General features: G+C 52.1%; 1 rRNA gene. It reads left to right on the top strand.

The window, feature by feature from the left end:
- Positions 1-10: 10 nt before the first annotated feature.
- Positions 11-1,555, top strand: a 16S ribosomal RNA gene (locus tag JFU56_RS22380).
- The last annotated feature ends 8 nt before the right edge of the window (positions 1,556-1,563 follow it).

Below are 1,563 nucleotides of genomic sequence, written 5' to 3'. Positions count from 1 at the left end.
AAAAAACTTTTAATTGAAGAGTTTGATCATGGCTCAGATTGAACGCTGGCGGTAGGCTTAACACATGCAAGTCGAGCGGAAACGAAGAATAGCTTGCTATTCTGGCGTCGAGCGGCGGACGGGTGAGTAATGCTTGGGAATCTGCCTAGTCGAGGGGGACAACAGTTGGAAACGACTGCTAATACCGCATACGACCTACGGGTGAAAGGGGGCCTCTTCTTGAAAGCTCTCGCGACTAGATGAGCCCAAGTGGGATTAGCTTGTTGGTGAGGTAAGAGCTCACCAAGGCGACGATCCCTAGCTGGTCTGAGAGGATGATCAGCCACACTGGAACTGAGACACGGTCCAGACTCCTACGGGAGGCAGCAGTGGGGAATATTGCACAATGGGCGAAAGCCTGATGCAGCCATACCGCGTGTATGAAGAAGGCCTTAGGGTTGTAAAGTACTTTCAGCGAGGAGGAAAGGTGATAAATTAATACTTTATCACTGTGACGTTACTCGCAGAAGAAGCACCGGCTAACTCCGTGCCAGCAGCCGCGGTAATACGGAGGGTGCAAGCGTTAATCGGAATTACTGGGCGTAAAGCGCATGCAGGCGGTTTGTTAAGCGAGATGTGAAAGCCCCGGGCTCAACCTGGGAACTGCATTTCGAACTGGCAAACTAGAGTTCTTGAGAGGGTGGTAGAATTTCAGGTGTAGCGGTGAAATGCGTAGAGATCTGAAGGAATACCAGTGGCGAAGGCGGCCACCTGGCAAGTAACTGACGCTCAGATGCGAAAGCGTGGGTAGCAAACGGGATTAGATACCCCGGTAGTCCACGCCGTAAACGATGTCTACTCGGAGTTTGGTTCCTTGAGAACTGGGCTCTTAAGCTAACGCATTAAGTAGACCGCCTGGGGAGTACGGCCGCAAGGTTAAAACTCAAATGAATTGACGGGGGCCCGCACAAGCGGTGGAGCATGTGGTTTAATTCGATGCAACGCGAAGAACCTTACCTACTCTTGACATCCATAGAACTTTTCAGAGATGAATTGGTGCCTTCGGGAACTATGAGACAGGTGCTGCATGGCTGTCGTCAGCTCGTGTTGTGAAATGTTGGGTTAAGTCCCGCAACGAGCGCAACCCTTATCCTTATTTGCCAGCACGTAATGGTGGGAACTCTAAGGAGACTGCCGGTGATAAACCGGAGGAAGGTGGGGACGACGTCAAGTCATCATGGCCCTTACGAGTAGGGCTACACACGTGCTACAATGGCGCATACAAAGGGCTGCAAACCAGCGATGGTAAGCGAATCCCATAAAGTGCGTCGTAGTCCGGATTGGGGTCTGCAACTCGACCCCATGAAGTCGGAATCGCTAGTAATCGTGAATCAGAATGTCACGGTGAATACGTTCCCGGGCCTTGTACACACCGCCCGTCACACCATGGGAGTGGGCTGCACCAGAAGTCATTAGCTTAACCTTCGGGAGGGCGATGACCACGGTGTGGTTCATGACTGGGGTGAAGTCGTAACAAGGTAGCCCTAGGGGAACCTGGGGCTGGATCACCTCCTTACGTAAAGT

The sequence above is a fragment of the Moritella sp. F3 genome (genome assembly GCF_015082335.1).
Taxonomy (GTDB): Bacteria; Pseudomonadota; Gammaproteobacteria; order Enterobacterales; family Moritellaceae; genus Moritella.
Note: the sequence above shows the minus strand (reverse complement) of the source record. Positions and strands in the feature narration are given on the sequence as shown.